The sequence below is a fragment of the Caloramator australicus RC3 genome, from assembly GCF_000297115.1.
Taxonomy (GTDB): Bacteria; Bacillota; Clostridia; order Clostridiales; family Caloramatoraceae; genus Caloramator; species Caloramator australicus.
Genome location: NZ_CAKP01000078.1, coordinates 1 through 3,211, shown reverse-complemented (window position 1 = coordinate 3,211; position 3,211 = coordinate 1). Strand labels below are relative to the sequence as shown.

3 protein-coding genes, 5 tRNA genes and 1 pseudogene are annotated in these 3,211 nt (G+C 35.1%); all 9 read left to right on the top strand.

The window, feature by feature from the left end:
• Window positions 1–265: pseudogene (locus CAAU_RS07205) on the top strand (UPF0236 family protein); the annotation flags it as partial.
• A 183-nt stretch (window positions 266–448) separates the two neighbouring features.
• Complete coding sequence (locus CAAU_RS07200; protein ID WP_008908771.1) at window positions 449–1,177, top strand: class I SAM-dependent DNA methyltransferase; 729 nt, start codon at window positions 449–451, stop codon at window positions 1,175–1,177.
• 11 nt (window positions 1,178–1,188) lie between these two features.
• The gene (hslO, locus tag CAAU_RS07195) at window positions 1,189–2,064 is read left to right on the top strand and encodes an Hsp33 family molecular chaperone HslO (RefSeq protein ID WP_008908770.1); all 876 of its coding nucleotides are present in this window, start codon (window positions 1,189–1,191) and stop codon (window positions 2,062–2,064) included.
• Between the two features lie 106 nt (window positions 2,065–2,170).
• A tRNA-Val gene (locus tag CAAU_RS07190) sits at window positions 2,171–2,246 on the top strand.
• Between the two features lie 3 nt (window positions 2,247–2,249).
• Window positions 2,250–2,326, top strand: a tRNA-Asp gene (locus CAAU_RS07185).
• A 1-nt stretch (window position 2,327) separates the two neighbouring features.
• A tRNA-Phe gene (locus tag CAAU_RS07180) sits at window positions 2,328–2,403 on the top strand.
• A 1-nt stretch (window position 2,404) separates the two neighbouring features.
• Window positions 2,405–2,480, top strand: a tRNA-Gly gene (locus CAAU_RS07175).
• Between the two features lie 9 nt (window positions 2,481–2,489).
• Window positions 2,490–2,563 (top strand) — tRNA-Cys (locus CAAU_RS07170).
• A gap of 342 nt (window positions 2,564–2,905) precedes the next feature.
• Window positions 2,906–3,211 (top strand): UPF0236 family transposase-like protein (locus CAAU_RS07165; protein ID WP_040306200.1); only part of this gene is annotated, 306 nt, incomplete at its 3' end.

Here is a 3,211-nt window from a genome sequence, read left to right as displayed (position 1 = left end):
GCCATTAGGATGGAGCAAGGAAGGATTAAAGATAATGGCAAAGCTAAGGGTATTTAGCAAGAATGGAGGAAATTTAAGGGAAATAAGTGTGTTTAAGGAAGATGAAAAAGCCTTCAAGGTAAGTAAGAAGAAAATAAAAGAAGCGATAAGAAAGATAAATAAATCTTCACGTGAAGTTATGAATAATATAACGATATTGAACATAGGGAAAGTAACGCCAATTTACAGGATATTAAAATCAATAAAATATGAAAATATAATTTAAGTTTTTTAAATTTAACAAACGCCTTGAAACTAGCTAATTTAAGGGGTTGTCTATAAAAATTAACCTACAATATCTTGACACTATCCCCCTTTAAATTAAAATGGACAATTAATATTTTATAATATAAAATTATTATATCATAAAATAAACTAAAAGGATTCCAGATTTAAAGGTGGGAAGAGGATGCAATATAAAGATCTTGCCTTTTATTATGATAAAATGATGGATGTAGATTATGACAATTGGATTGAGTTTTTAGAATCGCTATTTAAAAGATATGATATTGATTTTATCGATAAAACTGCTCTAGAACTTGGATGTGGAACGGGCAACATGACTTTGAGACTTTCAAACTTAGGAATGAAAGTGGTTGCCGTTGATATATCTGAGGAAATGCTCAACATTGCAAGAAACAAGGTGAAAAGTAAAGGAGTAATTTTTATTAATGAGGATATGACGGAATTAGACATAGACAAAAAATTTGATTTTGTATTTTCCTTTTGTGATGGATTTAATTATTTAATTGAGGATGAGGAACTTTTCAATGTTTTAAAAAAGGTCTATAATCTTTTAAAGGATGATGGATTATTTATATTTGATATAAGTTCCGAATATAAACTAAAAAACTTGATAGGTAACAATACATTTACGTATAATGAAGAGGATTATTCATATATTTGGGACAATTATGTTGATGAAAATATAATAGATATGTATATAACAATGTTTGTTAAAGAAGGAAAACTCTACAGAAGGATAGATGAACATCATGTCCAAAGGGCCTATTCGAAGGATGAAATGATTAATTTACTAAAGGGTGTTGGATTTAAGGATGTTGAAACCTATGAAAATTATTCCTTTAACAAAGATAAGGAAACGTCTGAACGAATTACGTTTGTAGTAAGAAAATAGGAGGGAATTTTATGGCATATATATTAAGAGCAACAGCAGCAAATGGAGATGTAAGACTTTTTGCAGCTATAACAACAGATATGGTGGAAGAAGCAAGAAAAATACATAATCTTTCGCCTACAGCATCAGCAGCACTTGGAAGATTTATTACAGCAGCTTCTATGATGGGGGTTATGTTAAAGGGAGAGAAGGATACTCTTACCCTTACTATGAATGGGGGAGGCCCCTTGGGAAATTTAGTTGCCGTGTCTAATTCTAAGGGAAATGTTAAGGCCTATGTTTCTCACCCAGAGGTTGATCTTCCTCTTAATGAAAAGGGAAAGCTTGATGTTGGAGGAGCTGTTGGTAGGAACGGGTTTTTAAATGTAGTTAAAGATCTAGGACTTAGAGAACCCTATGTTGGGCAGGTTCCGATAAGAACTGGTGAAATAGGGGATGATATTGCCTACTATTTTACTGTGTCAGAACAGGTTCCATCAGCAGTAGCCCTTGGGGTTTTGGTAGATACTGATATTTCTATAAAAGCAGCAGGTGGGCTTATAGTTCAAATGATGCCTGGAGCAAATGAGTTTTTAGCTGACATAATAACCTTTAGGTTACAGGAAATACCTCCTTTATCACAGCTTATTGCAGAGGGGAAAAGCGGTGAAGATATTTTAAACATGCTTTTTGATGATATGGACCTTAAGATTTATGAAAAGATAGAGTGTAAGTATGAATGCGATTGTTCAAGGGAGAGGGTAGAAAGGGCCCTTATAGCCCTTGGCAGAGAAGAATTAAATAGACTATATGAAGAGGAAGACAGGATAGAGCTTCAGTGCCATTTCTGCAATACTAAATATGTATTTGAAAAGGAAGAAATAAAAAATATGATAGAAAACTTATAAAAAAGTGTTGACAAGGGTGAAAAAATAATATATTATATAACATGTCAGCGCCGCTGATGAGGTGTTGACAAGGTAAATCAAAGATGCTATAATGAATATGCGATGTGGGCGCCTAGCTCAGCTGGGAGAGCATCTGCCTTACAAGCAGAGGGTCACAGGTTCGAGCCCTGTGGTGCCCACCACGCGGCCCAGTAGCTCAGTTGGTTAGAGTGCCGGCCTGTCACGCCGGAGGTCGAGGGTTCGAGCCCCTTCTGGGTCGCCATGGCCAGATAGCTCAGTAGGTAGAGCAGGGGACTGAAAATCCCCGTGTCGCTGGTTCGATTCCGGCTCTGGCCACCATGCGGGAATAGCTCAGTTGGTAGAGCGTCACCTTGCCAAGGTGAAAGTCGCGGGTTCGAGTCCCGTTTCCCGCTCCAACTTAATATGGCGGCATAGCCAAGTGGTAAGGCAGAGGTCTGCAAAACCTTCATCCCCGGTTCAAATCCGGGTGCCGCCTCCATAAACAGCCTGCAAATTGCAGGCTGTTTTATTATGTTGGTATTTGTAGAAAAATTTTGAAAAATGATTAAATTTATGTTATTATATATTTTAGACAGTGCTGTATTATAAGGGGCTTAATTTTTCACTGTTGAGAAATTTAATAAAAAATAGATGGTGGGGCATATGGAGAGAATTTGGCAAATTAGAAGGAATTATTTGAACTTGATTATTTCTGTAGTTATATCGTTAACCATAGTGTAAAATTATTGTAGGACGAAAAAGGACAAAAAATTTAAAAGAGACAACCCCTGTGGTAAAATAAAAAGTGGAAAAAACACAAATCAATAAGGGGGTGTCTCTTTTGAATAATATTATACAACATGATATTATACAACAACATTTAATAAATTTCACTACTAAATTAATAAAAAATGTAGAAGAAATGCTGTCAAAAGAATGGGATTTTACAAAACTTGTTGAGGTAGTTAAAGAATCGACTGATGAACTTGGAAGGAATATAATAAAAGACTTTTTAGAAGAATTAGATAAAGCGATTAAAGAAGATGATAAGAGAAAAAAGGAATGGATAGTTGAAAGAAAAGACAAGAAAAGTATTATTACGCTCCTAGGAGGAATAGAATATTCAAGAACATACTACAAATCAAGA

What these genes read in the sequence shown, in the direction of transcription:
- CAAU_RS07200 (WP_008908771.1), top strand. Translation starts at nt 449, where the DNA reads ATGCAATATAAAGATCTTGCCTTTTATTATGATAAAATGATGGATGTA.
- hslO (WP_008908770.1), top strand. Translation starts at nt 1,189, where the DNA reads ATGGCATATATATTAAGAGCAACAGCAGCAAATGGAGATGTAAGACTT.